The sequence below is a fragment of the Clostridium acidisoli DSM 12555 genome (assembly GCF_900176305.1).
Lineage (GTDB): Bacteria > Bacillota > Clostridia > Clostridiales > Clostridiaceae > Clostridium_I > Clostridium_I acidisoli.
In genome coordinates this window covers 19302-45810 of record NZ_FWXH01000011.1, presented here as the reverse complement: position 1 = coordinate 45810, position 26509 = coordinate 19302, and the positions used below count along the sequence as shown (strand labels likewise).

30 protein-coding genes and 1 pseudogene are annotated in these 26509 nt (G+C 31.7%); 20 read left to right on the top strand and 11 right to left on the bottom strand.

Annotation, left to right across the window (positions count from 1 at the left end; genetic code table 11):
- Positions 1-45: 45 nt before the first annotated feature.
- Genes B8978_RS13060 through B8978_RS13055 form a run of 3 tightly spaced genes read right to left on the bottom strand, consistent with a single transcriptional unit; the run spans position 46 to position 819 of the window.
- Positions 46-390 carry a carboxymuconolactone decarboxylase family protein gene (locus B8978_RS13060; RefSeq protein ID WP_084116486.1) on the bottom strand — a complete coding sequence of 115 codons (345 nt, stop codon included), beginning with the start codon at positions 388-390 and terminating at the stop codon, positions 46-48.
- Between the two features lie 38 nt (positions 391-428).
- Positions 429-554: a tautomerase family protein gene (locus B8978_RS20550; RefSeq protein ID WP_423236723.1), complete on the bottom strand. Its 126-nt coding sequence runs from the start codon at positions 552-554 to the stop codon at positions 429-431.
- Entirely contained in the window at positions 511-819 is a 309-nt protein-coding gene (locus tag B8978_RS13055) for a tautomerase family protein (RefSeq protein ID WP_207651889.1), read from the bottom strand. Before B8978_RS13055 ends, B8978_RS20550 begins: the two co-directional genes overlap by 44 nt.
- A 116-nt stretch (positions 820-935) precedes the next feature.
- Between B8978_RS13055 and B8978_RS13050 the strand changes: the two genes are divergently transcribed.
- The 4 genes from B8978_RS13050 (at position 936) to B8978_RS13035 (ending at position 4197) form a co-directional block, all read left to right on the top strand.
- Positions 936-1814, top strand: coding sequence for a LysR family transcriptional regulator (locus B8978_RS13050; RefSeq protein ID WP_084116485.1), 879 nt, complete (start codon positions 936-938; stop codon positions 1812-1814).
- 172 nt (positions 1815-1986) lie between these two features.
- Positions 1987-2502, top strand: a complete 516-nt coding sequence (locus B8978_RS13045) for a GNAT family N-acetyltransferase (protein ID WP_084116484.1) — start codon at positions 1987-1989, stop codon at positions 2500-2502.
- 184 nt (positions 2503-2686) lie between these two features.
- Entirely contained in the window at positions 2687-3265 is a 579-nt protein-coding gene (locus B8978_RS13040) for a TetR/AcrR family transcriptional regulator (protein WP_084116483.1), read from the top strand.
- 122 nt (positions 3266-3387) lie between these two features.
- Complete coding sequence (locus tag B8978_RS13035; protein ID WP_084116482.1) at positions 3388-4197, top strand: nitroreductase family protein; 810 nt, start codon at positions 3388-3390, stop codon at positions 4195-4197.
- Positions 4198-4355: 158 nt separating this feature from the next.
- Here B8978_RS13035 and B8978_RS13030 read toward each other — a convergent pair whose 3' ends face one another.
- A complete protein-coding gene (locus B8978_RS13030; protein ID WP_084116481.1) occupies positions 4356-4955 on the bottom strand; it encodes a TetR/AcrR family transcriptional regulator in 600 nt (199 codons plus the stop codon).
- Between the two features lie 138 nt (positions 4956-5093).
- Here B8978_RS13030 and B8978_RS13025 point away from each other — a divergent pair, with 138 nt between their 5' ends.
- Complete coding sequence (locus B8978_RS13025) at positions 5094-6524, top strand: MFS transporter (RefSeq protein WP_207651888.1); 1431 nt, start codon at positions 5094-5096, stop codon at positions 6522-6524.
- 52 nt (positions 6525-6576) lie between these two features.
- Entirely contained in the window at positions 6577-7221 is a 645-nt protein-coding gene (locus B8978_RS13020; RefSeq protein WP_084116480.1) for an MBL fold metallo-hydrolase, read from the top strand.
- A 104-nt stretch (positions 7222-7325) separates the two neighbouring features.
- Here B8978_RS13020 and B8978_RS19870 read toward each other — a convergent pair whose 3' ends face one another.
- Entirely contained in the window at positions 7326-7478 is a 153-nt protein-coding gene (locus B8978_RS19870; RefSeq protein WP_176212697.1) for a hypothetical protein, read from the bottom strand.
- 94 nt (positions 7479-7572) lie between these two features.
- On the opposite strand from B8978_RS19870, the gene B8978_RS13015 reads away from it, so the two are divergent.
- From B8978_RS13015 to uvsE, 3 genes are all read left to right on the top strand, one after another.
- Positions 7573-8181, top strand: coding sequence for a flavodoxin family protein (locus B8978_RS13015; RefSeq protein WP_084116479.1), 609 nt, complete (start codon positions 7573-7575; stop codon positions 8179-8181).
- A complete protein-coding gene (locus tag B8978_RS13010) occupies positions 8178-8471 on the top strand; it encodes a YciI family protein (RefSeq protein WP_084116478.1) in 294 nt (97 codons plus the stop codon). Before B8978_RS13015 ends, B8978_RS13010 begins: the two co-directional genes overlap by 4 nt.
- A 62-nt stretch (positions 8472-8533) precedes the next feature.
- A complete protein-coding gene (gene uvsE, locus B8978_RS13005; RefSeq protein ID WP_242950557.1) occupies positions 8534-9763 on the top strand; it encodes a UV DNA damage repair endonuclease UvsE in 1230 nt (409 codons plus the stop codon).
- Here uvsE and B8978_RS13000 read toward each other — a convergent pair.
- Positions 9698-10588, bottom strand: a complete 891-nt coding sequence (locus tag B8978_RS13000) for a LysR family transcriptional regulator (RefSeq protein ID WP_084116477.1) — start codon at positions 10586-10588, stop codon at positions 9698-9700. The two genes, uvsE and B8978_RS13000, sit on opposite strands and share 66 nt — an antisense overlap.
- A gap of 130 nt (positions 10589-10718) precedes the next feature.
- Between B8978_RS13000 and B8978_RS12995 the strand changes: the two genes are divergently transcribed.
- From B8978_RS12995 to B8978_RS12970, 6 genes are all read left to right on the top strand, one after another.
- On the top strand, positions 10719-11258 hold the full coding sequence (locus B8978_RS12995) for a DUF4865 family protein (RefSeq protein ID WP_084116476.1): 540 nt from the start codon (positions 10719-10721) through the stop codon (positions 11256-11258).
- Positions 11259-11400: 142 nt separating this feature from the next.
- A complete protein-coding gene (locus B8978_RS12990; protein WP_084116475.1) occupies positions 11401-11787 on the top strand; it encodes a helix-turn-helix domain-containing protein in 387 nt (128 codons plus the stop codon).
- Between the two features lie 86 nt (positions 11788-11873).
- Positions 11874-13067 (top strand): MFS transporter, encoded by a 1194-nt coding sequence (locus B8978_RS12985; RefSeq protein ID WP_084116474.1) that lies wholly within the window; start codon positions 11874-11876, stop codon positions 13065-13067.
- A gap of 118 nt (positions 13068-13185) precedes the next feature.
- Positions 13186-13608 (top strand): helix-turn-helix domain-containing protein, encoded by a 423-nt coding sequence (locus B8978_RS12980; protein ID WP_084116473.1) that lies wholly within the window; start codon positions 13186-13188, stop codon positions 13606-13608.
- 2 nt (positions 13609-13610) lie between these two features.
- A complete protein-coding gene (locus B8978_RS12975) occupies positions 13611-14471 on the top strand; it encodes an EamA family transporter (RefSeq protein WP_084116472.1) in 861 nt (286 codons plus the stop codon).
- Between the two features lie 41 nt (positions 14472-14512).
- The gene (locus B8978_RS12970; RefSeq protein ID WP_084116471.1) at positions 14513-15418 is read left to right on the top strand and encodes a PhzF family isomerase; all 906 of its coding nucleotides are present in this window, start codon (positions 14513-14515) and stop codon (positions 15416-15418) included.
- Between the two features lie 106 nt (positions 15419-15524).
- Here B8978_RS12970 and B8978_RS12965 read toward each other — a convergent pair whose 3' ends face one another.
- Entirely contained in the window at positions 15525-18473 is a 2949-nt protein-coding gene (locus B8978_RS12965) for a vitamin B12-dependent ribonucleotide reductase (protein WP_084116470.1), read from the bottom strand.
- 292 nt (positions 18474-18765) lie between these two features.
- On the opposite strand from B8978_RS12965, the gene B8978_RS12960 reads away from it, so the two are divergent.
- The 4 genes from B8978_RS12960 (at position 18766) to B8978_RS12945 (ending at position 22065) form a co-directional block, all read left to right on the top strand.
- Positions 18766-19179 carry an Rrf2 family transcriptional regulator gene (locus B8978_RS12960; RefSeq protein ID WP_084116469.1) on the top strand — a complete coding sequence of 138 codons (414 nt, stop codon included), beginning with the start codon at positions 18766-18768 and terminating at the stop codon, positions 19177-19179.
- A gap of 84 nt (positions 19180-19263) precedes the next feature.
- Positions 19264-21138 (top strand): anaerobic carbon-monoxide dehydrogenase catalytic subunit, encoded by a 1875-nt coding sequence (gene cooS / locus B8978_RS12955; RefSeq protein WP_084116468.1) that lies wholly within the window; start codon positions 19264-19266, stop codon positions 21136-21138.
- Positions 21139-21187: 49 nt separating this feature from the next.
- The gene (locus tag B8978_RS12950) at positions 21188-21397 is read left to right on the top strand and encodes a (2Fe-2S)-binding protein (RefSeq protein ID WP_084116467.1); all 210 of its coding nucleotides are present in this window, start codon (positions 21188-21190) and stop codon (positions 21395-21397) included.
- A gap of 215 nt (positions 21398-21612) precedes the next feature.
- Positions 21613-22065 (top strand): NUDIX hydrolase, encoded by a 453-nt coding sequence (locus tag B8978_RS12945; RefSeq protein ID WP_084116466.1) that lies wholly within the window; start codon positions 21613-21615, stop codon positions 22063-22065.
- Between the two features lie 431 nt (positions 22066-22496).
- Here B8978_RS12945 and B8978_RS12935 read toward each other — a convergent pair whose 3' ends face one another.
- Together B8978_RS12935 and B8978_RS12930 are read right to left on the bottom strand one after the other, a co-directional pair.
- The gene (locus B8978_RS12935; protein WP_084116464.1) at positions 22497-22949 is read right to left on the bottom strand and encodes a hypothetical protein; all 453 of its coding nucleotides are present in this window, start codon (positions 22947-22949) and stop codon (positions 22497-22499) included.
- Between the two features lie 84 nt (positions 22950-23033).
- Positions 23034-23540 carry a GNAT family N-acetyltransferase gene (locus B8978_RS12930; RefSeq protein ID WP_084116463.1) on the bottom strand — a complete coding sequence of 169 codons (507 nt, stop codon included), beginning with the start codon at positions 23538-23540 and terminating at the stop codon, positions 23034-23036.
- 409 nt (positions 23541-23949) lie between these two features.
- Here B8978_RS12930 and B8978_RS12925 point away from each other — a divergent pair, with 409 nt between their 5' ends.
- Complete coding sequence (locus B8978_RS12925) at positions 23950-25290, top strand: APC family permease (protein ID WP_084116462.1); 1341 nt, start codon at positions 23950-23952, stop codon at positions 25288-25290.
- Positions 25291-25405: 115 nt separating this feature from the next.
- Here the strand turns inward: B8978_RS12925 and B8978_RS12920 are convergent, their stop codons facing one another.
- Positions 25406-25576 carry a hypothetical protein gene (locus B8978_RS12920; RefSeq protein ID WP_341435476.1) on the bottom strand — a complete coding sequence of 57 codons (171 nt, stop codon included), beginning with the start codon at positions 25574-25576 and terminating at the stop codon, positions 25406-25408.
- Positions 25577-25743: 167 nt separating this feature from the next.
- Positions 25744-26433: pseudogene (locus tag B8978_RS12915) on the bottom strand (DsbA family oxidoreductase).
- Positions 26434-26509 lie beyond the last annotated feature (76 nt).

Below are 26509 nucleotides of genomic sequence, written 5' to 3'. Positions count from 1 at the left end.
ACCCTTTCCGTAAAAAATCTTCACCTAAAATAGAAAAAGAAATACTTAAAGATTCATATTTTTGATATTACTTAAAGTACTCCTTTTTACAATTTGAAAAGCTGATGCAGCTCTTGGCCATCCGACATAAAAGGCAAGATGAGTTATAATCTCAATTATTTCATCTTCTTTTACTCCATTTTCTTTAGCAAGATTTATATGATATTCTAATTGGTCTATATGTTGTCCAGCTACGAGTGCTGATATTGTTATAATACTTCTATCTCTCAGTGATAGTTCTTCTCTTCTCCATGAATCACCAAAAAGAACTTCATCAGTGTATTTTACAAAAGTTGGAGCAAAGTCACCTAGAGTTTTCTTTGCTGTGGAGATTATTGCTTTATTCTTCATTATACATTTCCTTCTTTCTAAATTTTATTAAATGTTAATTATTTAATCATTTGTGCTATACCTTCACCAAATGACCAGTCTTCTAATTCAGTTTCTATAAGCATTATGAATACATTTTCCTTAGGGATTTTGCAATTTGTAAATAGCTTGTCTGCAATGCTCATATATAACGCTTTTTTTTTGTTCCTTAGTTCTTCCTGCGCCACATGTAATTTGAATATATAGAACACCATCAGTTCTGTTTTTACTAATAAGATAATTCTTATCATAGAATATTTCTTCTTTTTTGTGAGAATCAAAAACTTGAAAATAATCTTTTGGAGGAACATTAAATTCCTCAATGAGTGAATTTAATATATTTTTACTAATTAAAGGTAATTGTTTCTTATTATATTTTTCTTCGTTATAATTTACTCTAACAAATGGCATTTCGCAATGGCCTCCTTTTGTTTGATATTTTAAGTTTACAATAAATATTTTCATTTGTATAATTGAATTAATTAATTAAAATTATTAAATTTATAGATGAAGATGGAGTGCTAGAAATGGATTTAAAAGAACTTATTACTTTTCGTACTATTATTCAAGAAAGAACTTTTTCAAATGCAGCAATTAAACTGCATTATGCTCAATCCACTATAACTAATCAGGTTCAGCGTTTAGAAGAAGAATTAGGCATTAAACTTTTTGACAGAGGATGGGATGCAGAATTGACTCCTGCTGGAAAAATATTTGCAGAAGAAGTTGATGAACTTATTAAGCATTGGAATTTTGTATTAGAACAAGCAAAATTTTTGCAAAAGGAAGAAATAGGTGTTTTAAACATAGGAATAATAGAAACTCTTACAGTTAGTATTCTACCCAAAGTGCTTAAAAAATTTGCTGAATATAAACCTAATATCACCTGTAATTTTATTGTTGGAAATACAGATTCGCTATCAACCGCTGTATTTAATAATTCTATGGACTTTGCTATTTGCTCAAGCAGCAGTGGATACAATTTGAAATTTGAACCTATTTATAACGAAAAAATATCTTTTATTGTTGCTAATAATCATCCATTTGCTAAAAAAAAATCAATTTCTATAGATAAATTGTTAGAATACCCTCTCATCATTGGCGGAAAAAATTGCTTGTATAGTATTAGATTAGAAGAGGAACTTTTGAAGCTTCCTAATAGGCCATTTTGTTATTCTATTAGTCAAATATCTTCAATTCCTTCATTTGTAGAAAAACTTTCTGGTATAGGAGTAATAATTTCATCCTTACAGTTATCTAAAAACTTTGTGAAAATTCCAGTTAATATTGTTAATCCATATATTGAAATTGGCATTTTGCAACAAGCCAAGAATCACTATATGTCTTCTACAAAAAAGTTATTTTTAGAAATTTTGAAGGAAGAAATTTTACTTAATCAAAATTAAAATTGGTATAAGGTTTCATTTACTTAGATGTAAGGCTGATACAGCTCATTCATACAGAAATATACGAAGTTCATATCACAAGCAATAATGCATTTATAAAATATGCTATAATAAAATCAGGTATAAAAGTTAGTAATAGACAAAATAGTGATTTATGGAAGGAGTAACAAAAATGAAAATAGAAGGAATTAAAACGGAGCGTTTAAATCTTAGAAATTATGAAAAAGCAGATTTAGACTTTATAATAAGTATATGGAATGACCCTGAAATGGGGAAATATATGCCAGATCCATCAATAGAAAATATGGATGAAGAATACCGTAAAGTGTACGAAACGTTGGAAGAAGATGAAGAATGTTGCTATTTGATTTCAGAATGTTTAGCTACAGGAGAACGTATCGGAACTTGTAGCTTTGTAGCAAGTGAAGATGGGTCAACTTATGACTTGGGTTATTGTGTTCATATGAAGTTTTGGCGAAATGGTTATGGAACAGAAACGTTACAAGGCATGATTGATTATGCAAAATCTCGTAGTGCAAAAAAAATTACAGCATCAGTTAATAAAAAAAATGAGGCTTCCAATGCTATTATGAGAAAATTAGGTTTTAACATCGTTGGTGAGTCAAAATTCAAAAAAATTGGTACTGACATTATCATGGAATCATATTTGTATAGTTTAGAGTTGTAAAAGTTATAGATTAATACTTACAAATTTCGAATATGAAAACTATTTTTTAGGACAACTAGAGTTCGAGAATACCATTTATTCCCATTACCTAATGTGAAAAAATATAGGCATTATAAATATATAAATAATTCTTGACCGTTCGTTCTCAAAATGTTATTATTAATTTCATAAAGGAGAGAAATTAATGGGACGAAGTAGGGAATTTGATGAAAATGTAGTTCTTCAGAAGGCAATGGAATTATTTTGGAAACAAGGCTATGAAAAGACATCTTTGAACGATTTAGTAGAGCATATGGGAATTCATCGTAGAAGTTTATATGATACATTTGGTGATAAGCATACATTATTTTTAAAATCAATGGATTTTTACGAAGAATTAATAAAAAACAAAATGCAGGCTAGAATCTTACATGCAGAAACAGCAAAACAAGCTATACAATTTATATTTGATTTTATAATTGAAGGATATGAAGATAAGCAGTGGGGTTGTTTAACTGTAAATTCAGCAACAGAGATGGCTCTTATGGACAAAGAGATAAAAGAAAGAGTAGAAAGGACATTTATGCAAACTGAACAACTTTTTGCTGATCTTGTTAGAAAAGGGCAACAAACTGGTGAAATTTCCAGTAATTATGATTCTAAAGTTTTATCGGAAATATTTCAAAATACTTTGCTTGGAATTCGTGTACAGTTAAGAATCTCAGCCAGCAAAGAAAAATTGCATGGTATAGCAGATTTTTTTATGGATTTATTGAATAAATAATTTTTTTACGCTAATTAGAATGAATGTTCTCAAAAACCTACTTGTATCCTTTTGATGTTATACCTTTATTTTGAAGCATTGGACATGACTTAAAATAAAAAATTAATAAGGAGTGAAGAAAAATGAGTTTAATAACTGTAAATGAAGAAAAATGTATAAAATGTGGAATGTGCGTGGTGGAATGTCCAACAGGAGTACTAAAACTAGAAGCTACCGGCCCCAAAGAAGTAAATCCTAATGCATGTTTAGAATGTGGTCATTGCGTAGCTGTATGCCCAAAAGAAGCTATAGATAATAAGAAATCGCCATTAGCTATGCAAAGTGAAATAGGAGAAATCAAAAAATTAAATCCAGAAGAAGCAGAGAAATTCATTAGATTACGACGCTCTATCCGTTCATATAAGAACATAGCAGTTGAAAGGGAAAAGTTGTTGCAGCTCGTTGAAGTTGCTCATTTAGCTCCAACGGCAAGTAATTCACAAGGTATATCATATCTAATAGTAGATGATAAAAAAACAATTGAATTAGCGGTTGAAGAATGCATTAACTGGTTTGAGCATAGTGAAACGTTGAGTAAAGCATTGGCAGGAATGATTAGTGGATATAGAAATAATAAAATTGACACTATCTTAAGAGATGCACCTAGTATAATTTTAACTTTAGCTGACGAAGATTTTCGTAATGGTAGAGAAAATTCAATTCTCTCATTATCTTATCTAGAATTATATGCTCCATCTCTTGGGCTTGGATCATGCTGGGCAGGAATATTTGAAATTTGTGCTTGTAGTGATAATTCTCCAATGTACAAACTTTTTAATATCCCAGAAAAAAAGAAAATAACAGGAGTTGTAATGGTAGGATATCCTAAGCATAGTTTTAAAAGATTTACAGAAAGACAACCATTATCGGCTTCTTTTTATGAAAAGCATTAATGCACCATGTTTGAATCATTCTTGAACTATATGTAATGGAAAGAATAAATAAACCTTATCATTTGCTTGTAAATGGCAAGGTTTATTCTCATTTTAATATGGATAGGTAATTACATAATTCATTAGGCAGCAAGGTAAATAAATATTAAGAATTAAAGCTATATAAATAGTAAAGAAAGTTGTTCTAAAATCATTTCTGGCGAATAGCAACGTACTTCTCTTTCAAATGAATAGTAATCTTTGCTTAGAGCTGTTAATAACATATCTGCTCTAAAGACACTATCAAAATGATTCTGCTCAATGGCATTCATTTCATTAAACAGTCCCACAAATAGTTGATGCAATTCGTTAAATATAGGACTCTGCATTCTAGCACTGAGTTGATTGATTGATGAAGAGTATTCCACTCCTATAAGTAATTGTGACTTTTTTTCCCTAAAACAGATAAATAAACTTAGAACTCCTTTTAACCGTTCACTTGGTGGTATAGATTGATTTTGCTCTAAATAAGTTCCAATATTATCAAAAAATAAATCAACGGTATCTTTTATTAAATCAAGACATAGTTCACTTTTGTTTCTGTAACGGCGGTAAAGGGTTCCTGAACCCACATGTGCTTCATTGGCAATTTGATTCATGCTAACTTGTTCGACACCATTTTGTTTAAACAGATTAATAGCTGCATCCAATATTCGCTGACGATTCTCAGCCGCATCACGACGTTCAGAGCGAATTGGGGGTGTATTTGAATTGTTCATTATAATCATCTCCTAAAATTTTATTATGAAGTTGCTCTTGACAAACGGGGAGTTCTCCTGTTATATTATATGGAGACGTCTCCAGTTATCTTATCATACTGTGGAGGAGTTGTAAAGTAAATCTGTACTGGGGATGAAATGTTCTTTGTACTAGATATGAAAAGGAGTAAATTGCTTATGTCAAAGGAAAATCCATTCTCTTGGAAGTTCGTGGCACCGCTCTATATGGGCTCTACACTTAACCCAATTAATAGCTCTATGATTGCTACAGCATTAGTGCCAATAGCTTTATTTATGCATATTTCAGTGGCAAAAACAACAATATTAGTTACGGTACTTTACCTAGCTAGCTCTATAGCTCAGCCTACTTCTGGAAAGCTATCAGAGGAGTTTGGGCCTCGACGTGTATTTTTGACTGGAATAATTATGATATTACTGGGAGGTTTATTAGGTGGTATAGGAAAAAATTTATCAATGCTGCTCGTAGCGAGAATTCTCATTGGTATTGGAACTTCAACTGCCTATCCATCGGCTATGTTACTAATTCGCAAACGGGCAGAAGCTGCTGGAATGTCTCAGCCACCTGGTAACGTATTAGGTTCTCTTCAAATTGCTGGAGTAGTGACATCCGTGTTAGGACTGCCAATTGGAGGAGTGTTAGTAGGCACTATGGGGTGGCGCTCAACATTTATGATTAATATACCTGTAGCGCTTGTTGCACTTGTCATGGCTGCATTATGGATTCCTAAAGATAATATATCAACTCAAAGTGGAAAAACAGTTTTTGATATATTATCACGTATAGATGTTATTGGAATTATTGAATTTGCTGTGATGATAACTTCTCTTCTCGTATTCTTGTTTTCATTACCTAAGATTAATTGGATAACTCTTGGTTTGACAGTTGTTTTCGGTGTGGCTTTAGTTTGGTGGGAATTGAGGGCGAAGCACCCATTCATTGATATACGTTTGCTTGGAAAGAATGGACCACTTACTCGTACCTATTTACGTTTTGCATTAATCACATTATGTATTTATACAGTGCTTTATGGTGTTACTGAGTGGCTAGAGGCAGCTCACGGAATACCATCCTCGGAAGCTGGACTGCTTTTATTACCTATGAGCATAGTTTCTGCAGTGGTATTAGGTCCAATTTCCAAACGTAATTTGGTGCGTGGTCCTTTAATCGTATGCGCTGTATCTTCAATTTTGGCATCTGCTGGAGTATTAATCTTGACGGCAAGTACACCAATAATTTATATTCTTATTATCACTCTTATTTTTGGTATTACTATGGGTACAACAGCCAGCAGCAATCAGATTGCTCTATACACTCAAGTATCTGGTGATCAGATTGCTACAGCTGCAGGGCTTTTCCGAACTTTTGGGTATATAGGATCTATTGCTTCCTCAGCTATAATAGGTGTAGTATTCCGCACTAAGGTTGTTGATTCCGGGCTACATGTCATTGCTGTTATCATGATAGTAGTCAGCATACTAGCACTATTCATAACAATTTTTGATAGGAAACTTGAAAGAATTGCTGGTTCAGCTAAGACAACATCTTAAGTTAATTTGGGCAAAATGTAGAAAATTAAATATTTAAAGGAGGATAATTTAAATGAAAATTAAATGGTTTGGACAATCATGTTTTATGATAACCTCTAAAGATGGAACTAAGGTATTAACAGATCCATTTCATAATATGCTAGGATATAAGTTACCTGAAGTTGAAGCTAATATAGTATCTACAAGTCATAATCACGGTGATCATAATAATATAAAGGCAGTGAAAGGTAGTTTTATGCATGTAAATGAATTAGGCAACTTTTCAAAGGATGGAATTGAAATAAAGGGCGTACAGACATTTCATGATAAAGCTTCAGGAGCTAAGAGAGGGAAAAATACAATATACAATTTTAACGTCGATGGAATAAATATTTGTCATTGTGGTGATCTTGGACATACTCTAGATTCTAACCTCGTGAAGGAAATAGGTAATGTAGACATACTGCTTATTCCTGTTGGGGGGAGAGCAACAATTGATTCAATTGATGCAGTTAATGTAATGAAACAGTTAAAACCTAAAGTGGTTATACCGATGCACTACAGGACGAAAGCATTGGGCATATTTGGTCTCTTGTTTGCCAAGGTTGATAAATTTATATCAGCTTCAGGGCTTAAAGTAAAAGAGTATGATGTACTTGAGCTAAACCAAGCAAATATTAATGATTATTCTGGGATTGTTGTTCTTAAATATAACTAAGATTTGCTTTACCAAAATTGAAGTTAACGGCTCTTACGCGCTGGATTTTAGTTGAGCTAACACTCAGATGGAATCAAAACCCAAATTCCACCTGAGTGCAAATTTCACTTTACTTCTAAAACTATACTAACTTCTTTCACAGGCAAAGTTTTTAACATTTCTGATCTAACAGTAAAAGAAGTACAATTGTAAGGGTATCCGACACTACTATTACTTAATCCATTCCTGTTTGAGTATGGAATATATAAGTTGGTCATACCTATTTTCGCCAATCCAATAATGTTCTCTAGATTATTTACAATTATAAACATATGTGTTATTCTGAATGAGAACATACATTCGGTGTAGAAGATGATTAAAAACTTAATTGTAGGAGGAATAGTAGTGGGTGTACTAATGATTTCAGGTTCTCCAAGAAAAAATGGCAATACTGAATTATTATTATCAATATTGGATTCTCAATTACAAAAAAATAATGTTACCACAGAATTAATTAGTTTAGCTGGAAAAAAGATAAATCATTGTACAAATTGTGATAAATGTGTGGGGATTAACAAATGCATTCAAAACGATGATTTTAATAGTATTTATGCTAAGATTTTAAAAAATGAAGGTTTGGTTGTTGGGAGTCCTGTTTATGTAGGTATGCCAACATCGCTACTTATGGCTTTTCTACAAAGATTAACATATGTTTCCTATAACAATAAACATACGTTGTCAAAGAAAATAGGAGCTCCCATTGCGGTAGGCGGAGAATCTGGGCAACTAACAACTATAAATTGCTTAATTGATTTTTATCTTGTGAATGAGATGATTATACCGAGCTCTACATACTGGAATATTGGAGTTGGGGTGGACAAAGGCGATATTGAAAAAGATAAAAAAGGAAAATCCTATATTATAAACTTTGCACAAAATTTGGCATTCATAATTAAAAGAATAGGGGCAGAAGAAATATGAAAAAAGGAGATAATTTATTTGTAAGAATTGATTATAAAAATGATGGATTGGAAACTACGAAAACAGATTTTGAAGATCATGTAAAGTATCTAAATGCTATCGCCACTGAAAGATATTTTGTTGGAGGAGGCTTCGACAATGCTAGTGGTGGAATGATTATATTTAAAGCTGAAAATTTAGAAGAAGCAAAAATGATTGCTGAAAAAGACCCTATAATTGAAAGAGGTCTGTATAGAGTTGAGGTTTATGAATGGAATTTGTTGATACTATCAGATGATAATTTTAATTGAAAGTTTGGGTGAAAAAGGATCGCCCAATTGTGTAGCAGGAGTTAAGAAGGCGGTGAGATTAATTGGCTAAAAAAAGTAGAATTGGATATGCATGCACGCCCATTTCTATACCATATAAAACTTCAAGAAGTTTCATGCTGAAAAACTTTAATGAGAACACTTTTAATGAATGTGTAAATAGTAACCTAAAGGATTTAATTAGTATACTCAAATGGAACTTACGAAATGGTATATATATGTTTAGAATAAGTTCTGATATTATACCTTTTGGAAGCCATCCAGTTAATAATATAAAATGGTGGAAAACTTTTAAAAAGGAACTGCTTGAGTGCGGAAAAATTATTAAAGCTAATGATATAAGAGTATCAATGCATCCGGGACAATATACTGTTTTAAATTCTCCACGGGAAGAAGTAGCTAAAAAAAGTATAGCGGATTTGGAGTATCATTGTAGAGTTTTAGATTCAATGGAGGTAGATTACAAAAATAAAATTGTTCTCCATGTTGGAGGTGTATATGGGAATAAGACTTATGCTATGGAAACATTTAAAGCTAATTTTAATAAGCTGTCACAGTCGTTAAAAAACAGATTAGTTATTGAAAATGATGATAAGAGTTATACAATAGAGGAAGTACTTGGAATTTGCAGGGAACTTGGAATCCCAGCTGTGTTTGATAATCTTCATCATAAGCTTAATAGCTGCTCATTAGAATGGAAAGATATTATAAGCGGCGTAAAAAGCACATGGAAGGTAGAAGATGGACCTGTGAAACTTCATTATTCTGATCAGGATATTCAGAAGAGAGGTGGAGCACATTCAAAATCAATAAATACAAAAAAATTTTTGAGTTATATGGAAAGCATTAAGGATTTAGATGCTGATGTAATGCTTGAGGTTAAAGATAAAGAAATATCTGCAATAAAGGCTGTGTGTGCGCTTAGAGAAGATTTGGAAGTGTCTATAAGGACAGGACAGTGGGCAAAGTATAAATATTGTATAATGGAAAAAAATTATTCATATTATAAAAAATGTAGTAGCTTAATAAATTCAAAGGTTCCCATGAGGGAAGTATATATATACATAGACGAATGTTTAAACAGTTCTTTTGATGAAGGTAGTTTTACAAATACAGCACAACATGTCTATGGATATGTAAAGGACAAAGTTACATTAAAGGAAAAAGAAAGTTTTAAGGAGCTTTTAAGGAATCCAGGAAAGATAATATTATTTATTGTATTTTACACAACTCACAGTGTCCACTCTTATATCAGTAAGTACCCTAAGAGTTAGATTGACAAAACTTTTAGTTAAAGCGTTTATTTGTAAATCTTTATTAACTATAAATCTAATCTCTAATTTATTAAATTTGTCTTTTAAGTCATACATAAATAAATTTTTGTTCTTGTGTAAAATACTCTTGGGTAAAAGAGATATTCCTAAACCTTCAGAGATACCATTAACAATGGATTCCAACGAATCAAATTCAATAATTGTAGTAGGCTCCAAGCTATTATGAAGTAACCACTTTTGTAAGAGTTTACGATAAGGGCAATTAGTATCTGAATTGATAATTATTGGAACATGTAAGTTGTTAATATCGTTGATCTTTACAGAGGATATTAGTGCAAGTTCTTCTTTAAAAGTAAAAAGTTCTTTAACTTTAGAGGATACAAATTTACCAGATACGAAAGCGCCGTCTAATTCACTATTTATAATCATATCAAAAATAAATTTTTGTTTGTCTGTTTTTAGAACCAAGGATATTTCTGGGTTTTGTTCATGAAATAAAGAAAATAATTTAGGCAAAATAGAGGCGGAAATAGTTTGAGTTGCTCCGATTTTAAAAGAAAGAGCGGTTTTAGAGGGAAGAAACTCATCATTAATTTTATTGATTAGTTCAAGAATTTTATCTGTATATTCAAGTAACTTTTCACCGTTAGATGTAATTGTAGTACCTTTATTATTTCTTATGAATAAAGTAGTATTTAAATCATTTTCAAGTAATTTAATTCTCATGGTTATATTTGATTGTGCATAGCCAAGTTTTAAGGCAGCTTTGGATATAGACTTTTCATAAGCAACTGTCTGAAATATTCTCAAATCGTTAATTTCCATATTATAAAACCTCTCATCAGCCCTATTAATATCAGTAATAGTGATATTAGATATAATTTATAAGTATTATACAATTTTTTTATAAAGAATTAAACTATAAATATAAAAATTAATGGGAGGATGAAAATAAATGATAGCAATGCAATATAAGATTATATTACCTAGTGATTATGATATGAATATAATAAAGGATAGAGTGAAAAACAACGGATATAAAACAGATGGATTTGAGGAATTGAAGTTTAAAATGTATCTAATAACAACAAAGGGATCAAAGAAGAACTTGCAAAATAGTTATTGTCCATTATATGTTTGGAAAGATAGTAATGGATTAAATAAGTTCTTATTTAATGGCTTTTATGACAATATAATAACTTCTTTTGGTTGGCAAAAAATAAATATTGGAATACCATTAATTGATAGAACAACACATAAAATTAAAGAGAGTAAATATTCAGTTGAAATAGTAAGAGAAATACAGCCGCAAGAAAGTCTCAATAATTTAAAAGATATAATAGAAAAAAATATCATTAATAATGAATATAAAGAATATATAGTTATTTACAATCCAGATAAATGGAAATATCATGTGTTTTATTTTACAGATGAATTAAGTAAAGTAAAATTAGAAGAAGGAATAATTTATGATATACTCCATATATCTCAATAAAAGTATAAATGGATAATTTTAATATCAAGATAATAGAGCCGATTTCCATTATACAGAAATAATTAGGTTGCAATAGTTGACGAACTCAAAAGTAAATGATAATATACACTTAACGTTAACGTTAAATAGAGGTGCAAATTATATGAGCTATAAAATAGGTGAAATTGCTAAACTTACAAATTTGACAACTAGGACAATCAGATACTATGAAGAACTTGGATTATTAGGAGATAGAGATAATAGAGTGATGGGACAACTTCGAGTGTTTGAAAATGACGATATTAAGCGTCTAAAGAAGATTCAGCTGCTTAAAGATTTAGGGCTTACTTTGGATGAGATTGGTGAAGTTATAGATTTGTATTTTACAGATGGCCGGCTTTTAGATGGAAAACGGCAAGTAATACAAATTTTAAAGAGTCATATTGCAAGAGCTGAGAAGAAAATAGATGAGTTAAATGTCTTTAAAATTGAGTGCGAGAAAAATGTTTGTAGGATAGAAGCTATTATTAAAAATAATGAAAATAAGTAACAGGTATAAGCCTGTACTTTTTTGCCTATTATTTAACGTTTACGTTAAGGATAATATAAAAAATAATAATTGGAGGCTTGATATTTATGTATCAAAAAACAGATATAACTATAGAGAACAAATTTGAATTAAGTCATTTTCTAATTGGGTTGATGTCAATTGCTTGTGCTGCTAGTGCAGCAAACTTATATTATGCGCAACCTTTACTAGAACAGATTTCTAAATTCTTCAATGTATCATCTTCTATAATTGGAATTGCAGCGATGCTAATTCAAATTGGTTATGCAATAGGATTAATTTTTCTAGTTCCGCTTGGAGATATTAAAGAACGTAGACGCTTAATAATGATAATGTTATTTTGTTCTGCAATAGCTTTAATTTTTATATCAATCTCTTTTAACATATGGTGGCTAGTATTGAGTTCTCTACTAGTTGGATTGACTTCCATTACTCCAATGCTGATTGTACCATTAGCTGCACATCTAGCAAAACCAGCAGAAAGAGGTAAGGTAATTGGTAGTGTAATGAGTGGACTACTAATTGGAATATTATTATCACGTGTATTTAGTGGAATTATAGGGTCAATATTAGGATGGCAAATTGTATATCGTATAGCTGCTGGAATGATGATCTTACTAATTTTAGCATTCAAACTATGGCTTCCAAAATCTGCGCCAGATTCTTCCATGAGTTATAAAAAATTGCTTAAATCATTAATTGGGTTGCTAAAAAACCAACCAGTTTTAATGGAAGCTTCATTAATTGGTGCAATGATGTTTGGGACATTCAGTATATTTTGGACAACACTATCCTTTTTACTTAAATCACCATATTACAATTTAGGAGCTGAAGCTGCTGGAATGTTTGGATTGGCTGGTATTGTAGGTGCTTTGGCGGCTTCTGTAGTAGGAAGAATTGCAGACAAAAGAAGCTCTAGATTCACTTTAACCATAGCTATTATACTTTCATTCTTGTCATATATTTGTTTTTTAACTTTTGGATATAAAATGTGGGGACTTATTATTGGAGTAATATTATTGGATTTAGGAATTCAATCGGGGCAAATTTCAAATCAAGCTCGTATAAATACGTTAGATGCTACAGCTCGTAGTCGAAATAATGCTGTATATATGACTTTTTATTTTTGTGGTGGTGCATTAGGTTCTTGGCTAGGAACATTTTTCTGGGGAAGATTTGGATGGCTTGGAGTGTGCGCTGTTGGCATAGTATTCCAGGCAATAGCAGCAACAATTCATATTTTAGGTGCAAAACGGAGATGAATATTTGATGCTAAATAGATATCATCTACAGCTAAACTGCATTTTAATTCAGTTATTATTGAATTAACTTATACTTAGCAGTATAATGTTTTTGAATTTAAAAATGGAGGATTGTTTTATGAACAATGATATTTTGAATCTTGAACAAGCATGTGAATTTTTAGGCGTAAGTGAGAAAACTCTCATAAAATTACTCCGAGAAGAACACATCCCTGCTAGGAAAATTGGACGTGAATGGAGATTTAGTAAAGAGGCATTGATTAAATGGATTTCAGCTGGTGACTCTACTAATTACATAAATCAGAATGATTTATATATAGTTTCTAAAGATATAGCTGGTGCTCCAGGTTTTTTGTTTGATAAAATTGGAGAAGCTATAGTAGCTATAAAAGGAAATGATAATAATATTAAGCTTGTACTAAAAGAACTTGATAAGGACATTAAAATTCCACAAAACACTTCACTTCGTATTAGCTATAAGCAACAAAGAGAAGTTGAAAAATTGGAGTTTAAGATTTTCTGGGGTTTAAGGGAGGCATGAAAATGTGGATTATATATGCCTTAGGCTCAGCGCTATTCGCTGGTATGACTGCTATTTTGGCTAAAATAGGAATAAAAAATACGGATTCTAATCTGTCTACCGCAATACGAACGGTTGTTGTTCTTTTGTTTTCTTGGATAATAGTTTTCATTGTAGGATCACAGCATACAATTACTACTATATCTACTTATACCCTTATTTTCTTAATTTTATCAGGATGTGCTACCGGTGCATCCTGGTTATGTTATTTTAAAGCCTTACAACTTGGTGATGTAAATAAAATCACGCCTATTGATAAGAGCAGTGCAATTCTAACCATTATTTTGGCTTTTTTGTTTTTAGGGGAAACGCCCACTCCTTTAATGTGTCTAGGGGTTGTTGTATTTGCCAGTGGAACATATTTTATGATACAAAGAAAAAAATCAGAGAAATATGATGGTAAAGGGAAAATGTGGCTTTTTTATGCGGTCCTTTCTGCTGTGTTTGCATCCTTAACGTCTATACTTGGTAAAATAGGCATACAAGGAGTAGAATCAAATTTAGGAACAGCAATTCGTACTATTGTAGTGTTGATTATGGCTTGGGTAATTGTTTTTATTCAGAAAAAACATGTTATGATAAAAAATATTGATATGAAAAGTTGGGTGTTTATAATATTATCTGGTATTGCAACTGGCTTTTCATGGCTGTGTTATTACCACGCATTACAAACTGGTAGAGCTAGTATGGTAGTGCCTATTGATCAATTGAGTATTGTTGTTTCCATTGCATTCTCACGTATTTTTCTTGGAGAAAGACTTTCGCGTAAAGCTTTTATTGGATTGATGCTAGTTATATTAGGAACAATGTTATTATTGTTTTGAGGATAATATACTAATAATTCACAATATATAGGAGGAAAATTATGACAAGAAAATATGATTTATATCAAGTTGATTCCTTTACAAAAGAAAAATTCACAGGAAATCCAGCAGGAGTAATAACAAATGCAGATGGATTAACTGATTGTGAAATGCAAAAAATAGCTAGGGAACTTAATAATTCCGAGACAGCCTTTATCTTTTCTTCAAATAGTAATGAGTATGATGTTCATGTACGGTTTTTCACTCCAACAAATGAAGTGCCAATTTGTGGGCATGCCACTATTGCTGCACATTATGTGAGAGCTATTAAAAATGGGTTCGATACGGTAAGGTTTTATCATAAAACTGGTGCGGGGATTTTACCAGTTGATATAATAAAGGAAAATGAAGATTATAAAATTATTATGACGCAGGGAAAAATTGAATTTGGACCTAGTATTGATGGCACAAATAAAGAAGAACTTTTAGCAGCACTTAATATAAAAGATAGTGATTTACTGGAAAACTATGAAATTCAAATTGTATCAACAGGGCATTCTAAGGTTATGGTGGGAATCAAAAGTATTGAAATTTTAAATACTTTACAGCCAGATTATAATGCACTTTCTAAGTTAAGCGAAGTTATTGAATGTAATGGATATTATGTTTTTGCCGTTGATTCAAATGAGAAGGATATCTTAATACACGGAAGAATGTTTGCACCTGCAATAGGCATTAATGAAGATCCAGTAACGGGAAATGCCAATGGTCCCTTAGGTGCATATTTAGTCCACCATAATCTTGTTAAACACAATAATTCTGTGTTTAAATTTAAGGCTAAGCAAGGTGAAGCTATAAGACGACCAGGTATTATTGAAGTTGAGGTGAAAATTGAAGATAAAGAACCTGTTGAAGTTAAGGTTTCTGGAAGTGCTGTGATTGTATTCCAGTCGGAAATAACAATATAATATATAGATTTATTTATAAAGGGAAACAGAAAAATACAAATGAAAAAAATCACTACTTATTTTGGAATAATAAATAGTGATTTTAAATTCTATTTTAATAAATCTTTTAGCTGCATCCAGTTGTTGTTCCGCAGTCCATGCAAACCATGCAAGTTCCATTTCTAACCATTCTTGTAGAAGAACAATTAGAGCAAGTTGAATCATAAACTCGTTCTAGATTTGGATCATTTTGTGCAGTATCCAGTGAAGAATAATCTTCAGGTTTAACCTGGCAACTTGAAAAATCATCCAATTCAATATCTATGATTTTACTTATTAAATCAGAAATAGATGAAACATATTTAATATAAGGATGTTTTTGAACAAAACCATAAGGTTCATATTTTTGGCCTTTGAGCATCCGTGATATATCTTGAGGTGGAACGTGATATTGAAGCATAACGGAAATAGATTTTGAAAGTGAATTTAATAGCCCTGTAATTATAGTTCCTTCTCTATCCGTAGTTATATATATTTCATTTATGTTTCCATTCTCATCTCTGTTTACTGTTGTGTATATTTTAACATCAGCTATTTGAGCAGGGTGTGTAGTTCCACGCCTAATACCAATAGGTTTTACTCTGCTAAGTTTTGGAGAAGAAATTTTTAAATGCTTAACTGTTTTTAAAAGAGCAGCATAAGTTAAATTCTCTAAGTCACCATCAGAATTCTCCTCAAGGGTGGTGTTTAAAGGTTGACTTGCCTTAGATGAATCTCTATACAGTGTAATTCCTTTAACACCAAGTTCCCAAGCTTTTAAGACTACATTTTTAAAGTCATCTATAGTGGCGTTTTTGGGTAAGTTAACAGTTTTTGATATAGATCCAGATATAAGAGGTACAATACATGCAACCATTAAAACATGGCCACTAGGGGCAATATATCTTTCACCACTACCGCATTTATTGGCACAATCAAAAATCGCTAGATGTTCTTCCTTTAAATGAGGAGCGCCTTCTAATTTTCCATCCAATATCTTTTCATAAGAATATTCACCATCTTGAACTGTTTCTTTTCTTAAAATATAATCCAAAATATCTTGAATTTCTTCATGAGTGTATCCTAGATTATTAAGCGTCTCATTTATAACTGGGTTTATTATTGTCATAAACCCTCCGCCAGACAATTTTTTATATATAACGTGGCTAAAAAATGGTTCTATTGATGTGGAGCCGCAGTCCATTGCAAATGAAATTGTTCCAGTTGGCGCGATAACCGAAACTTGAGCATTCCTATATCCAAATTTTTCACCATATTCTAGTGCAGCTTTAAAGGTATTTTTCAAAGCTAAGCTAATATCTTCAAGATGTTCTTCTTTTAATAGCTTGTGATTAACCTTAATTGGATTGTAACTTAAGTTTTCATAATTACTATCTAAAGCCCCTGCAGCTCTCGCATGATTACGTATTACTGTGTTCATGCTGTTTTTATTAATAGTATATTTTGCAAAACATCCAACTTTCTCAGCCATTAGTGCAGACACATAATAGGATCTAGCTGTAAGTATTCCAATAAGAGAGGAAGCAAGAGCTCTAGCTTTCTCAGAATCATATGGATAACCCTTTACCATTAAAAGTGAAGCAAGGTTTGAAATCCCAAGACCAGTTGTTCTAAACAGATAAGTCCTTCTTGCCACATCCTCTGTTGGAAATTGTCCCCAATGTATAGACGCCTCTAATAATAATTGAACTAGGCCAATTATATGTAGATAACCATCTAAATCAAAGTGGTTGGTTTTATTGTTATAAAATTTATATATATTTATTGAAGCAAGATTACAGGAAGTATCATCTAAAAATGCATACTCTCCACATGGATTAGTTGAATTTATTTTATTATGATTAGAGCCATAGTTTCCATCTTCACCACTTGGACATGTATGCCATGCATTTAAGGTATCTCTAAAAAGAGGTGCTGGATCTGCACATTCCCAAGCAGATTTATTAAAGGCATCCCACAAATCTTTTACTTTAACTTTAGTGTTTACAGTTTTATCAATTCTTCCTTTAAGTTCAATAGTTGAATCCTCATCATTAGGAAGATTTTTAACTTTATTCATAAATTCATTTGAAAACATAACGGAATTGTTACCATTTTGACCAGATACAGTTTCATAAGCATCACCTTCAAAACTCATATCATAACCCATTTTACCTAAATCTCGTACTTTTTCTTCCTCTTTTGCTTTCCAAGTAATGTAATCAAATATTTCTGGATGATCAATATCAAGGCAAAGCATTTTAGCAGCTCTTCTTGTGGTACCACCAGATTTTATCGCGCCGGCATTTCTATCAAAACCCTTTAAAAAACTCATTAGTCCTGAGGAATATCCACCGCCTGACAATTTTTCACCCTTGGCTCTTATAGTTGAAAAGTTTGTTCCGGTTCCAGAGCCACCTTTAAACAGTTTTGTTTCTGTTATATATTGTTCTGATATGGAATGGCTACCTAAAAGTTTATCTTCTATAGAAATTATAAAACAAGCAGAAGCCTGAGTCCTTGTATATGTATCTTCAGATAAAACAACTTTACCTTGTTTTTCATCATAGTAATAATTGCCTTGCTTTGAACCTTTTATACCATAAGCAGCTGCAATACCTGTGTTAAACCATTGTGGGGAATTTGGAGCATACATTTGATTTAAAAATGCAAAAACCATTTCATCATAAAAAATAGAAGCTTCCTCCTCAGTTTCTATTAAGCCTTCATCTTTTAAAGCTTCTCGCCAAAAATTAACAAGCCTATGGGCTACCATTTTTAGACTGTTTTCGTAATGAGGTTCTTCTTTGATTCCAGCTTTTCTAAAATATTTAGATGCGATTATGTCACAAGAATTTTGAGAATAGTTCTCTGGAAACTCAAGATCTTTCATATCAACTAATACTTTACCTGTTTTATAATCTTTCATAAATACGTCTGTTTTTTTCCATTTAAACAAATCATATACACTTTTATCATTATTATTGGCTAATTCTTTAGTATAAATTCTTTTAAATAATTGATTTATGTGGTTCATATTAATCCTCCTTATACACTATATGTAGTTGTTGATTAAAACAAAAAGCCTATATGTAGTATTATAGTGATTATTTTAAACAAATACAATTTTTTAATTCGACATAAAATAAGATTAATATAGGTCTGACTCAGATTAACTTCAAAGAGGTCTTTATTACTATATAATTTAATAAAAAATAGAATTTTGAATTTAACAAAAAATAGAATTTTTATATTGACAAATCAATAACAAACGTATAATATAAAAAATGTACTTAAAAGGTATAGTATTCTACATAGGGTGGGATAAAATGAATATTACTCAGGAAAGTGATTATGCAATAAGAGCAATATTAATTATGGTAAAAAATCCAGATAGAGAGATTCTTGACGCAAACACAATAAGTGAATTAGGAAATATACCTATAAGATTTTTATTGAAGCTTTTGAGGAAATTAACGCAGGGTGGAGTAATAAAGTCCTATAGAGGCGTAAATGGTGGATATTCACTTAATAAAGCCCCAAAAGACATTAATTTGAAAATAGTAATAGAGGTTATTGAAGGACCAATATGCATAAATAGATGTTTGTACGATAAGGAGACTTGTTCTGCTGGAAAAGGTGATAATTGTGCAATACACATGGCCCTATATGAAGTGCAGTCAAAACTTATTAAAGAATTAGAAGCTATAAACTTTGAAGGTCTGAAAAATGGTGCTTGGTAAGGTTTTATAGTGGAGCATATGCTCTACTTTACATAAAAGTGTACCAAAATAGTATACTTTAGAAATTTTTAAGGAGGAAGAAAGATGTCAATGTGTGAATCAGCAGATTGTAAGTTGTGTAATTACTTAGGAACAAAGGAGGAACTTGAAACATCCTTTAACAGAGTAGAAAAACAAAATCCTAAATGTAAGTTTGGTAAGGAAGGTGTCTGTTGTAAGCTATGCTCAAATGGACCTTGTAGAATTACACCTAAATCCCCTAGAGGTGTATGTGGAGCAGATGCAGATACAATAGTTGCCAGAAACTTTTTAAGAGCTATTGCAGCAGGAACAGCTTGTTACCTTCATGTTGTTGAAAATACTGCTTGGAACTTAAAGAAAATAGGAAATGGAGAAGGCAGTTTAAAAATAAAAAGCCCTGAAACATTAAATAGGCTTGCACATGTTTTTGAAATTGAGGAAAATGATATAAATAAGAAGGCAGTTAAAGTAGCAGAAGCTGTTATAGCTGATTTATATAAGCCAAGATTTGAAAAGATGGATCTTGTTAAAAAGCTTGCATATTCACCCAGATATGCAAATTGGGAATCAGTTGGTATACTTCCAGGAGGAGCAAAATCAGAAGTTTTTGATGCAATAGTTAAAACTTCAACAAACTTAAACAGTGATCCAGTTGATATGCTTATAAATGCACTAAACCTTGGAGTTTCAACAGGAATATATGGACTTATGCTAACAAATTTATTAAATGATGTTATGTTAGGGGAACCAAAGATTAGAGAAGCAAAAGTTGGATTTAGAGTTATAGATGAAGATTATATAAACATAATGGTAACAGGTCATCAACATTCTGATATTGCACATCTACAGGACAGACTTATAGATGAGGATGTAAAGAAAAGAGCAATAGAAGCTGGAGCAAAAGGCTTTAGACTAGTTGGATGTACATGTGTTGGCCAAGATTTACAACTTAGGGGAGAACATTATGAAGAAGTTTTCTCTGGTCATGCAGGAAACAACTATACTAGTGAAGCAGTGCTTTCAACAGGTGGAATTGATATTGTTATATCAGAATTTAACTGTACAATACCAGGAATTGAAACTGTAGCTGAAAAATATAATGTCAAGATGATATGTATTGATGATGTTGCAAAAAAGAAAAATGCCGATTATATAAGATTTGATATGGACAAAGCTGAAGAAATAAGTGAAATGTTAATAGATGAAGCATTAAACAGTTACAAGAGAAGAAGAAAGACAGTTAAAATAGATATACCTAAAGACCACGGTTACGACGATGTTGTTACTGGAGTAAGTGAAGGCTCATTAAGAGACTTCTTAGGTGGAACTTATAAACCGTTAATTAAGCTTATTGCAGAAGGCAAAATAAAAGGTGTAGCAGGCGTAGTTGGTTGCTCTAACCTTACAGCAAAAGGTCATGATGTATTTACTGTAGAACTTACAAAGGAACTTATTAAAAGAGATATAATAGTTCTTTCAGCAGGATGTTCATCAGGTGGACTTGAGAATGTTGGACTTATGTCAAGATCTGCTGCAAATCTTGCAGGAGATAATTTAAAAGCAGTATGTGAATCCTTAGGAATTCCACCAGTACTTAATTTTGGACCATGTCTTGCTATAGGAAGACTTGAAATGGTTGCAGTTGAACTTGCAAGTGAACTTAATATCGACATTCCACAGCTTCCATTAGTACTTTCAGCACCACAATGGTTAGAAGAACAGGCGCTTGCAGATGCCGCTTTTGGATTAACACTTGGACTTCCTCTTCATGTTGCTATTTCACCATTTATTGATGGTAGTAAGGTTGTTACAAAAACACTTGAAGAAGATTTGGTTAATATAACAGGCGGAAAACTTATTGTTGAAGAAGACGTAGTAAAAGCTGCAGACGAGTTAGAAGCAATAATATTAGATAGAAGAAAAAGCTTAAATATATAAATAATTGATATGGTATAATGGGAAAATAGTATATGAGAGGGGAGAAATTATGGAGAATAATGCAAGTAAAGAAATTATGGATAAATTAACTAAGGTTTGTATTTGTAAAAGTATAAGCAGAGCGAAAATAAAAGAAGCTATTAGAAATGGCTCAAAAACACTTGAAGAAGTACAAAAAGCAACTGGCGCTGGTTCCGGTGGTTGTGGTGGAAGAAGATGTACTCCTAAAATACAAGATTTATTGGTTAATGAGGACTAAACAAAAAAGATAGGCTAATTAAGTCAACGGATTCCGTTTTAAGGTGCAAAACAATAAAATTGCATAGAAAATATCATAAAAACAGCAGTAATATTCACAAGAATTATTGCTGTTTTTCTTTCCGTAGAATTGAACATGGAATATAATTACACTATAATGTATGAGCCTACATCATTGTAAATATCAATTTGATGTAGAGAGGGGGAGGGATTATTTTGAGAGCACCTATGCAAGTATTAGTTATACCATATAAAATAACAGACGGGAAACCAGAATACTGTATTTTTAAGAGAAGTGATGCTCTTTATTGGCAATTTATTGCAGGGGGTGGAGAGGACAAAGAAACTCCATTGGAGGCGGCCAGTCGAGAATCATTTGAGGAAGCAAATCTTGAACAGACACTTCATTTTTATCAATTAACATCAACATTTTATGTACCTGCTGATTGCATTTCTGAAAAACATAGGCAGTATTGGTCAGCAGACACATTTGTTTTACCTGAATATTGTTTTGCAGTAAATGTAGACTCAAAGTCTGTAAAATTATCATCAGAACATACTGAATATAGTTGGGTTACATACGAGAAAGCAAATGAGTTGTTATATTGGCAAACCAATAAAATTGCTCTTTTTGAACTTGATAATAGAATAAAATCGAATATGTTTTAATAACAAAATTAAATACTTTCTTATAATTTACATGAACTATGAAAAGTGCGAAGAACCTACTACCTCGCACTTCTGTTATTTAAAATAAATTATATTCTCCAATGTAAATGGCTTATCTGCTATACCAAGTAACATAGCAGTGGCTACATCTTCCTTCTTGTATTTAAATGTTTCACAGAAATTTAGATATGTCCTTAATATGGTTAGCATATAGTGTGCATACTTGGGGTTGAAGTTAGAATATATATAACTCTTTCCCTCACCACGACCAGACACAAGAGGTCTAAGTATAGAGGCTCTCCTTCGTATCTGATTAAATAGATGTTTATAGCCCTCATATCTACATTATAAAGCACTCCTGCCATTCATGCAACCTATCAACTACCATAGCATATACACGCATTATAGAGGCTATGAGAGACTTATCTTCATCACATACATAGTATCTTATCAACATTTAACATTCGATTAACGAGCCAATACTGTGCATAGGCTGTATATGTGGTATTTACATGAAAGCCATCAATGTAATACTTTCTTAACTGTAGGTTATTGTTATTTATGAGGTCATCATCTTCATTTTCTTTTACTTCGCCATCATCAGCCACACCATAGTAAGAATACCTGTATCGAGCATTTTTCTGTGCAAAGTTATAAAGATGGTTTTCTTTAAGAAGTTCAACATCTCTTTCAATATCGTCTGCTGTAATATTATAATCAAATGCTATATCAGTTCTAAAGGCATATCGTGAGTATGCGTCTACAGTTACTACTACATAAGTGGGGAAGTGAGGTCTTTCCTGCTCTAAATAGTCCTTCCCATGTCCTTTTTTCCTTATATTATTGAGGAAACAACTGAACTTATCTATATTCAGCAGTTTCAATGTTCTTGTAATAGGAGTTCATCTCAATATCTGCATTGCAAACTTCGTACTTTAGTTTATGTTTAAATTTAAGTAAGTCATCTATTAATATTTTTTAAAATTAAATCCTAATAATTCTATATCGTCATTCTTGTCTAATTTTTTATCATAGTTTTTTCTCAACTGAATTAAATTTAAATGGTCAAATCCACATTCTCTATATAACTTTATAGCACTTGTGTTTCGTGGTATAACATCTACAAACATTGCAACAACTTTGTTTTCCACCATCAATTCATCTAATTTTTGTATAGCAAATTTACCTATACCATTATCTCTATACTGCTCTAATATAAATATATCTTCTAACCATGCGACATTTTGTCCGCCAAATCTTACATAGAAAAAACCAACGGGGGAATTATCTAAAAATACATTGTAAACAGTTCCTTTTTCTCTCCAATATTGCAAAGTTTCTTTGGATTGTTCATCTGTCTGCCAATATTCTTTAGGAGCATTATTTAATTTTCTATGATAATTCATTAACTCCGTAATCATTTTAGCGGTAGTTAAAAATAATTCATCTGATAGTTCTTTAATATTAATATCCATACTTTTATCCCCCTTTTATAAGCCATAAATTGCGTATCTATACTAATATTATAATGTAATTATATTCCACAAACAATTATGTTTTTAAGTTAATTTTTATGATATTTTTTTGTTTTGAACATCAAAACGGAATCCGTTGTGATTAAATTGGCCTATCTTTTTTGTGTTATAAATTGTATAAAATTAAATATTCTCATTATGATAATTTCAGCCCGTTAAAATTATCATAATTTTAAATATAAAGATTAAGTGGTAAAAATATTGTTGTAATTATGAGATACAATTAATAAATATACATTTCTATTTGCATTTTACTGAAGGCACAGTGTTGACAGTAAAAAAGTGCTATGCTAAAGTATCTAGGATAAATATAAAAAAACACTCATAATTATAACTTTAGGAGAAAAAAATGGAGAATAAAAAAGGACTTAAAAAAGAATTAGGATTATTTATTGCAACTGCATTAGTTGCTGGAAATATGATGGGTTCAGGTATTTTTATGTTACCTGCAACGTTAGCAACAAAATCAGGCCCTGGAGCCACTATGTTAGCATGGCTTATAACGGGAATAGGATCAATTTTTTTAGCAATGTCATTTGCTAATTTAGGCTCTAAGATACCCAAAACAGGAGGACCATATGAATATTCTAAAATGGCCTTTGGAGATTTTATGGGGTTTATAAATGCATGGCTTTACTGGAATGGTGGATGGATAGGAAATGCAGCTATCTTAACAGCTGTAGCAAGTTATTCAGCTAGCATTTTCCCAATACTTAACACAAATCATACAGCAGCGTTTATTTATACAAGTGCTATTCTTTGGATATTTACATTTATAAACATTTTAGGGGTAAAAAAAGCTGGAATGGTTCAAACTATAATAACAGTATTTGAAATATTGTTGTTTATATTTTTTATAATAATAACTGCATTTAATTTTCATATTTCTTATTTAAAGCCAGCTTTTCCAAGTGGAATGGGAATAAGCACAATACCTACAGCAGCAGCATCTACCCTTTGGGCGTTTATAGGTTTTGAAACAGCTTCAGTAGCGGCAGGTGAGATAAAAGATCCAGAAAAAAACGTTAAGAAAAGTACCATATATGGAATGCTAATAGTACTATTTTTATATATGTTTATAAACTTATTTTCTATGGGTGCAATGCCACATAAACAATTAGCAGCTAGTCAGTCACCTATTGTAGACATATTAGCTATATATTTAGGAAAGAAAATAACAAGCATAATACTAGTTGGTTGTGTTATAAGTGTACTTGGAACTACAGTTGGATGGATACTTTCTACTGCAAGGATGTCATATGCAGCTGGAGTAGACAAGGTATTTCCAAAGGTATTTGCAAAAGTACATCCTAAGTATAAAACACCGTATGGATCACTAATAATATGTGCGGTACTTGTAAATATTTTATTACTTATGAATTATAATAAATCTCTTTTATCTGCATTTAATTTTATAATACTTCTAGCAGCCCTAGCTAATCTGCCAATGTATGCTTCTACGACTGCAGCTGAAATAATACTTCTTGTGAAAAGAGAAAAAAATATGAATGTATTTAAATTTGTAAAAAATTCCATTGTTCCACTTATAGGTTTTGCTTATGCAACTTGGGCAATATATGGCTCAGGAGCTGAAACTGTATTGTATGGATTTATATTAATATTATTAGGAGTTCCATTTTATTTATATTCAAGAATTAAAAGAGAAACGGAAAATAATATGATAAGTTAGATGTAGGGGTCTGTGGCATTAGCATAAAAAAATATGTTAACGCGGCAGCGTTTTTCTTAGTATTTCACCTATCTCACTTCAGCATCTGACGAGGCATAGCCTGATTTTCCCTTAATCAGGAATAAGTCGAATATAAATCTGTTAAATCCATCTTTTCTACAAATTGACTTAGCAAACGCACCGAATCATTATCTGGAATAATGTAGTCTATATTTAGTGGAAGTTTTAATTGATAGTTTCCACCGTTTAAAGTATAATTTTTGTATGAATTAATATGTTTGGTCATATATTAATTTTACTATAAATCTTTCACTCTTCCGAGTGGGAGATTTATTTTTATGCAAAAAAACTGTCACACTAATTTTTTAGTGTGACAGCCTCTCTTAGTGCAACAACCTCTATAAGTAGGTTTATTAATTTAGCCTTCAACTATACACTGCAGAATCCATCTGTTCAATTGCCTTCACTCTTTGATTTACTTGCCATTTGAAAATTATTTATTTCACGTTCTTCCTTTGAAATCATGGACAATACATTTAAGAACACTTGCTCAGACTGAGCACCAGAGATAGTATACTTATCATTGAATACAAAGAACGGTACACCGGTAATGTTCAATCGTTGGCCCTGCTCTATGTCTGCAAACACCTGATCAACGTATGCATCCGATTCCAATATTGCGGCAACTTCTGCTTTATTGAGCCCAACTTCACCGGCTAAAGAAACAAGTACCTCTAGGTCGGAGATATTCAATGAATCCGATAGGCAAGCTCGTAACAGAGAATCTATAATCTCAGCTTCTTTTCCCTTCGTGGTGGCATAATGGACTAGCCGGTGGCTGTCAAAAGTATTCGCATTAATCATGGTATCATATTGCAAATCCAATCCAACCTCCTTTGCCTTTTCTACCAAATGAGCAATGGATAACTTCAATTTTTTAACGGTCATACCGCGATTTTGAGCTAACTCTTTAATGTCAATCTTGATGTTTGCATCAGCATTTGGCTCCAGCTGGAAGCTGCGGTATTTAACTTCTACTTTATCTCAATCTATAAACTGCTTTAATGCCTGTTCAATTCTTTTCTTGCCAATAAAACAAAATGGACATGCAAAATCAGACCAAATATCTATTTTTATTTTCATTATCATCCTCTCCTGATTTTTTTAATTTACAAAATCATCTTATTATTTTCACCCACACTTTAATCCCATATGGGGG

Excerpts from the sequence above, each read along its gene's own strand:
- B8978_RS13060 (WP_084116486.1), bottom strand. The coding sequence starts at position 390 with ATGAAGAATAAAGCAATAATCTCCACAGCAAAGAAAACTCTAGGTGAC.
- B8978_RS20550 (WP_423236723.1), bottom strand. The coding sequence starts at position 554 with ATGAGCATTGCAGACAAGCTATTTACAAATTGCAAAATCCCTAAGGAA.
- B8978_RS13055 (WP_207651889.1), bottom strand. The coding sequence starts at position 819 with ATGCCATTTGTTAGAGTAAATTATAACGAAGAAAAATATAATAAGAAA.
- B8978_RS13050 (WP_084116485.1), top strand. The coding sequence starts at position 936 with ATGGATTTAAAAGAACTTATTACTTTTCGTACTATTATTCAAGAAAGA.
- B8978_RS13045 (WP_084116484.1), top strand. The coding sequence starts at position 1,987 with ATGAAAATAGAAGGAATTAAAACGGAGCGTTTAAATCTTAGAAATTAT.
- B8978_RS13040 (WP_084116483.1), top strand. The coding sequence starts at position 2,687 with ATGGGACGAAGTAGGGAATTTGATGAAAATGTAGTTCTTCAGAAGGCA.
- B8978_RS13035 (WP_084116482.1), top strand. The coding sequence starts at position 3,388 with ATGAGTTTAATAACTGTAAATGAAGAAAAATGTATAAAATGTGGAATG.
- B8978_RS13030 (WP_084116481.1), bottom strand. The coding sequence starts at position 4,955 with ATGAACAATTCAAATACACCCCCAATTCGCTCTGAACGTCGTGATGCG.
- B8978_RS13025 (WP_207651888.1), top strand. The coding sequence starts at position 5,094 with ATGTTCTTTGTACTAGATATGAAAAGGAGTAAATTGCTTATGTCAAAG.
- B8978_RS13020 (WP_084116480.1), top strand. The coding sequence starts at position 6,577 with ATGAAAATTAAATGGTTTGGACAATCATGTTTTATGATAACCTCTAAA.
- B8978_RS19870 (WP_176212697.1), bottom strand. The coding sequence starts at position 7,478 with ATGACCAACTTATATATTCCATACTCAAACAGGAATGGATTAAGTAAT.
- B8978_RS13015 (WP_084116479.1), top strand. The coding sequence starts at position 7,573 with ATGATTAAAAACTTAATTGTAGGAGGAATAGTAGTGGGTGTACTAATG.
- B8978_RS13010 (WP_084116478.1), top strand. The coding sequence starts at position 8,178 with ATGAAAAAAGGAGATAATTTATTTGTAAGAATTGATTATAAAAATGAT.
- B8978_RS13000 (WP_084116477.1), bottom strand. The coding sequence starts at position 10,588 with ATGGAAATTAACGATTTGAGAATATTTCAGACAGTTGCTTATGAAAAG.
- B8978_RS12995 (WP_084116476.1), top strand. The coding sequence starts at position 10,719 with ATGATAGCAATGCAATATAAGATTATATTACCTAGTGATTATGATATG.
- B8978_RS12990 (WP_084116475.1), top strand. The coding sequence starts at position 11,401 with ATGAGCTATAAAATAGGTGAAATTGCTAAACTTACAAATTTGACAACT.
- B8978_RS12985 (WP_084116474.1), top strand. The coding sequence starts at position 11,874 with ATGTATCAAAAAACAGATATAACTATAGAGAACAAATTTGAATTAAGT.
- B8978_RS12980 (WP_084116473.1), top strand. The coding sequence starts at position 13,186 with ATGAACAATGATATTTTGAATCTTGAACAAGCATGTGAATTTTTAGGC.
- B8978_RS12975 (WP_084116472.1), top strand. The coding sequence starts at position 13,611 with ATGTGGATTATATATGCCTTAGGCTCAGCGCTATTCGCTGGTATGACT.
- B8978_RS12970 (WP_084116471.1), top strand. The coding sequence starts at position 14,513 with ATGACAAGAAAATATGATTTATATCAAGTTGATTCCTTTACAAAAGAA.
- B8978_RS12965 (WP_084116470.1), bottom strand. The coding sequence starts at position 18,473 with ATGAACCACATAAATCAATTATTTAAAAGAATTTATACTAAAGAATTA.
- B8978_RS12960 (WP_084116469.1), top strand. The coding sequence starts at position 18,766 with ATGAATATTACTCAGGAAAGTGATTATGCAATAAGAGCAATATTAATT.
- cooS (WP_084116468.1), top strand. The coding sequence starts at position 19,264 with ATGTCAATGTGTGAATCAGCAGATTGTAAGTTGTGTAATTACTTAGGA.
- B8978_RS12950 (WP_084116467.1), top strand. The coding sequence starts at position 21,188 with ATGGAGAATAATGCAAGTAAAGAAATTATGGATAAATTAACTAAGGTT.
- B8978_RS12930 (WP_084116463.1), bottom strand. The coding sequence starts at position 23,540 with ATGGATATTAATATTAAAGAACTATCAGATGAATTATTTTTAACTACC.
- B8978_RS12925 (WP_084116462.1), top strand. The coding sequence starts at position 23,950 with ATGGAGAATAAAAAAGGACTTAAAAAAGAATTAGGATTATTTATTGCA.
- B8978_RS12920 (WP_341435476.1), bottom strand. The coding sequence starts at position 25,576 with ATGACCAAACATATTAATTCATACAAAAATTATACTTTAAACGGTGGA.